Below are 4,096 nucleotides of genomic sequence, written 5' to 3'. Positions count from 1 at the left end.
ACGGGTAGGCAGGTTTCAGGGTCGAAGACACAGCTAAATCGTGACTCTGTGTGAGGCGATATCGCCCATTCTACCTTGGTCATTTTCTACGTTGTGGAAATTAATTTGTTTCTACCCTAACGCAAAAATTAGGGCTGTTGTTGTTGTTCTTTCCACGTTGTAGAATTGGTTGTTGTTGTCTATATAAACAGCTTGTCATATGCTGTTTCATACGCGCAGACGGGGAAATATATCACCAGGACAACTATCTTTGTGGTAGAAAAACTAGTAGTTTAAAACAACTCAATAGTAAATAGTTTTGATAAAGTGAAAAGAAAAATATTATCTTTCTAAGTCAACATCACAACATTTGCTGACGCAACAACTTCGTTGAAGTAATTGAAGTTGTATAGACATGAAAAGTACTACGAGTTCTAACCCAACAACTAACAAACAATTAGTAAAATCTGCACAGCAAATTCAACAAAAAAGCACCTTCATAAGCGAAGCAGATTACTACGACTACGAAGCAGAATTAGCACAAGAAAAATCAGACTACTATCACTTGCAGTACGGATACTAAATTCAATCTCCCTTCAAGCATCAACTCTTCTTAGTCAACAACTAGTAACAAGTAACTGCTAGTTGTTTTTTATATCAAAAGTAAATTATGACTCAAGCAATTGAACGCGAAATCAACCAACTCACTCTCAAAGAATTAAGCCTAGATGCTGCTAAACTTTGGTCACAGATAGAAGAAGCAGGCGAGTTAGGCGAACAGGGTAATGTAGAACAACTCTTACAAGAACTTATAGGTGTTCAAAATGGTATCGAAACCAAAATCGATGCGATCGCCTGGGTAGTTGACCAGTTAAATCTTGACCTTGAAACCTGGGAGGAAAGAAAAGCGCGAGTAGCCGAACTCCACGACCGGGTAATTTCACGTCGCAAAACTCAACTTGAACAAATCAAGCGCACCCTCATCCATCTGCACGAGATTGGATTAATTAGTGACAAAAACATCGGTAAGGAAAGGATAATAGAAATCAGGGATAACCCACCAAAAGTCGCTAAATTACTAGTAGAAGTAGATGATGAAGATTTTCCTGATGAATTTAGAGTTATTAAGTACCAAGCTAATAATAAGGCAATTCTTGAAGCTTATAAATCTGGTAAAGATATTAGCAATCTTGCCGAGGTAAGTATCGGGAAGCAGGTGCGGTTTAAGGTGCAATCAGGTAGTAAGTCTCGCAACAAGAAAAACCACAACTAATGGCATACGCCCCAACCATGTGAATCAAACATAGGTATATCCCATCATTTTACAAAAATATCATCAAATGGTTAAGGGTCAAATCTTAATCATTTTTATTTTTTTTAACCTATAGCACCATTTTAAACTTCTTCAAAAAATCATCAAAACTTGGCTTGATGCTGAAACTTTGCTTAACGGGAAAGTTATCATATCAATACTCCCGATACTCCCGACACCAACCACAACTAAATAATTAAAATTCATTTACCCATATTAAATATTTCTGGTTTTGGGATAACATCAAAGCCGATATAGTAATATTGTAAAAGTTATTTTTAATATCACACAAGCTAACGCTTAATATAAATAGCAACCTGGCATATCGCTTCATAAATAGCCAGTTACTAGTTATATCAACAGGAGTTAAAACAATGGAATTAGCACAGTATATCCTAACAGGACTTCTCTACATTATTATTTACGGATTTTCTACTCTCCTTATTTTCCAATTCTTGCTAGATATATCTATCGCTTTTGAAAAACACTGGAACTGCACTACATCTATAAAACACAGTGTAATTAAAACCGAGACCTTAACTGAAAAATCCAAAATTCAGATATCTAACAAAAACAAAAATCAAGTATCTACAACCAAACAGATGACTGTTCAACACTTAAGAAAAAGATGCTCACAAGCTGGAAAAAAATGGAGTTACGCTATCCAAGAATCCAAAACAGGTAAGAAACGACATCTCAACCGAGAAGAAATGTTAATAGCCTTAACCAAGATTAAACAGTCAGCATAATAAAAATATAAACTGATAGTAATTTATTCTACTATCAGTTTATATAAACCTGTGAGCTGGGCGATCGCTCATCTTGGAGGCTAGCTATAACATCGAAGCAAAACACCAATTGGCATCCAGGTTTTGTGGCGAGGCTGGTTAAAATTGAACGACCTCTGCGTTCGCGTAGCGTCTGTCTGCGACACGCTGCGCGAACGTAGAGAGGGTTGGTAGCGATCTTGAGAGACTAAACGGGAAAAGTCAGCTAAATTTTACGTACTTCACGCTTCAGGAATACCAACTGATGAGTAAGGCGATCGCCTTTGCTTTCAGGCAATAAAATATAAGAAAACTGATTTGGAGCAGAAATGACAAAACTAAAAATTCAAGAATATATAGCGAAACACAAGGGTGAATTTCCAAATGGGAAAATTCACCATGAATTGCCTATGCCTACAGATGCAATATCTGTAGTTTCTGATCCACAAAACTGGCATTGCTATCCAGATAATGTGGTCAGAATTTTTCTTTCTTCTTACAAAGAAGATGGAGAGGAGCAATATTTAGTAGGGGTTGGGGATTACAAACACCCAACTATCTGTACAAATGTTTATAGTTCCCTAGATGATGTTTGCAGTTTTATTGCTAATCGCCCAGAGCAGATTTCTAGAGAGTATCTGGAAATCTGTGGATTTTATTTTCTAGAAATCCCTATATCAAGGGCTTATCGCATCTAATTGCACATCCATTCTCAACTTGCTGTTCATTTCATGGATCTACAAAAAATCTGTTAACAAGATTAAACAAATGAGTTTAAGTGAGGCATACATCATCCTTGGAACTTTGTTCACGTATTTAGAAAATCATGGTTATAAGGAGCATCAAGACTTTGGTATTAATCATGAAGAACCGCAAAGCTGGTATTTAACTAGCAGACCAATGGAGTTTCTCAATTCCGGCTTCAAAGTCACATGGTATACGGTCTGCGAGTCGGATCATTTTTACGTTGAAACCCAACCTAATGGCTGGTGTCTAATAAACTTGCAGGCTTTTGATGATTATATTGTGAAGTCAGAGGAGATTTAAAAATGGCGGACTCCAAAATAACTGACCTAATAATCGCTTATAAAACAGAAATTTCCTACCCAGAAGAAGATTCCATCCACTTAATAGAAGAGCGAGTTTGGGAATTAGATCAAAATCTCGAATTAACCACTGAAGATATTTTTGATATTGTGTGTCAAGAATATCATCTAAATGCTGAGTTGATAGAAAAAGAACTAAATTGGAAATGTCCATTTGCATTAACTGGCTTTTTAAGGGAGTTAGAAGGGACAGAAGTTTCTGATTATTCAACATTTGAAGGAATTAATCTATTACCTCTTTTATCAAGTAAAATAAACAATAAGCTTTTCACTACCAACACAGACACCTAATAACTATTACTTTTGACCATGAATCGCTCTCTTATCGCTCGGAATACAGGGCAAACGCATCGAAATTACTCTTGATCACAACCAAGGTTAAGAATCAACGAAAAAATCTTTCCTTTCGCGCTTGATTATTTTTTAAGCCCCAAAGCGATGTCTGCGACGGGCTACGCCTACGCCTAAAATTTTCGCAATAAGCAAGAGTTAATGACATTCATCCTCAGAGGCTATGTTAGGCTACCACGTTAACAGAAAGATTAATCCTCAATATTTAAAATCCAATGAAAGTAATTTTCGCTTTAATATAGGATTTCTACATATCCTTCTGTTCCATTCACCCGGATTCTCTGTCCGTCTTCGATCAGCTTGGTAGCACTTTCTACTCCGACAACTGCTGGTAAGCCATATTCACGTGCAATAACTGCTCCATGAGTCATCAGTCCACCAACTTCGGTGACTAAGCCTTTTATGGATACAAACAATGGTGTCCAGCTAGGGTCAGTAAAGGAGGTGACTAATATCAATACCTTTGCCAAAATAAGAGCATGAAGAGGTAGGGCGCTTTGTAGTAGAGTTATTGTCTCTCACAACGACAACTCAAAAACTACAAGCCACCCATGCCAGACATCTTATCACTCTTACAATGC

7 protein-coding genes are annotated in these 4,096 nt (G+C 37.0%); 6 read left to right on the top strand and 1 reads right to left on the bottom strand.

Annotated features, from left to right (window positions below; all coding sequences use genetic code 11):
* Nucleotides 1–394 precede the first annotated feature (394 nt).
* The 6 genes from LC586_RS39810 (at nucleotide 395) to LC586_RS39785 (ending at nucleotide 3,455) form a co-directional block, all read left to right on the top strand.
* Nucleotides 395–562: a hypothetical protein gene (locus tag LC586_RS39810; RefSeq protein WP_176727085.1), complete on the top strand. Its 168-nt coding sequence runs from the start codon at nucleotides 395–397 to the stop codon at nucleotides 560–562.
* A gap of 87 nt (nucleotides 563–649) precedes the next feature.
* Entirely contained in the window at nucleotides 650–1,252 is a 603-nt protein-coding gene (locus LC586_RS39805) for a siphovirus Gp157 family protein (protein ID WP_229491275.1), read from the top strand.
* Nucleotides 1,253–1,665: 413 nt separating this feature from the next.
* On the top strand, nucleotides 1,666–2,040 hold the full coding sequence (locus LC586_RS39800; protein ID WP_229491274.1) for a hypothetical protein: 375 nt from the start codon (nucleotides 1,666–1,668) through the stop codon (nucleotides 2,038–2,040).
* A gap of 347 nt (nucleotides 2,041–2,387) precedes the next feature.
* Nucleotides 2,388–2,756, top strand: coding sequence for a hypothetical protein (locus LC586_RS39795; RefSeq protein WP_229491273.1), 369 nt, complete (start codon nucleotides 2,388–2,390; stop codon nucleotides 2,754–2,756).
* A gap of 70 nt (nucleotides 2,757–2,826) precedes the next feature.
* On the top strand, nucleotides 2,827–3,105 hold the full coding sequence (locus LC586_RS39790; protein ID WP_190895136.1) for a hypothetical protein: 279 nt from the start codon (nucleotides 2,827–2,829) through the stop codon (nucleotides 3,103–3,105).
* A 2-nt stretch (nucleotides 3,106–3,107) separates the two neighbouring features.
* Nucleotides 3,108–3,455 (top strand): hypothetical protein, encoded by a 348-nt coding sequence (locus LC586_RS39785; RefSeq protein WP_229491272.1) that lies wholly within the window; start codon nucleotides 3,108–3,110, stop codon nucleotides 3,453–3,455.
* A gap of 293 nt (nucleotides 3,456–3,748) precedes the next feature.
* Here LC586_RS39785 and LC586_RS39780 read toward each other — a convergent pair whose 3' ends face one another.
* Nucleotides 3,749–3,973 (bottom strand): PEP-utilizing enzyme, encoded by a 225-nt coding sequence (locus tag LC586_RS39780; protein ID WP_229491271.1) that lies wholly within the window; start codon nucleotides 3,971–3,973, stop codon nucleotides 3,749–3,751.
* Between the last annotated feature and the right edge of the window lie 123 nt (nucleotides 3,974–4,096).

This window comes from Nostoc favosum CHAB5714 (genome assembly GCF_020829495.1).
Classification (GTDB): Bacteria; Cyanobacteriota; Cyanobacteriia; order Cyanobacteriales; family Nostocaceae; genus Nostoc; species Nostoc favosum.
The sequence above is the reverse complement of the archived record's forward strand: the minus strand, read 5'-3'. Positions and strand labels throughout refer to the sequence as shown.